Below are 345 nucleotides of genomic sequence, written 5' to 3' on the forward strand. Positions count from 1 at the left end.
ATCAAAACAATGACTCGCGTCGTAGCAATGATAATCGCGGCAACAGATCAAATTCTGAGAACACTCGCGACCAGAAGCAAAACGATTCACGCACTCAGAACAAAGAAGGTTCGCAGCGCAGAAATCGTAGCGGTAACCGTCCTGCCAAGAAATATGAGGATAAACAACGCCCTGAAGAAGCGCCCGTGGTAAACAATACCTTAGCAAAAGCGGACGACAGTGTAGAAGCCAATACCACAAAGCCTGAAGCTAAAAGCAGCGAAAATAAATCCACTACTCGCTCTTCTAACCGTAGACGTTCAGAAAACCGTGGCGAGCGCCGTAGCAAAGCTCCTACGAAGAATG

Annotated in this window: 1 protein-coding gene; it reads left to right on the plus strand. The window is 47.5% G+C overall.

The features are described 5' to 3' along the window. On the plus strand, positions 1 to 345 hold a 345-nt coding region (locus A3761_RS28260), incomplete at both ends, for a hypothetical protein (protein ID WP_197473264.1).

The organism is Oleiphilus sp. HI0123 (assembly GCF_001635315.1).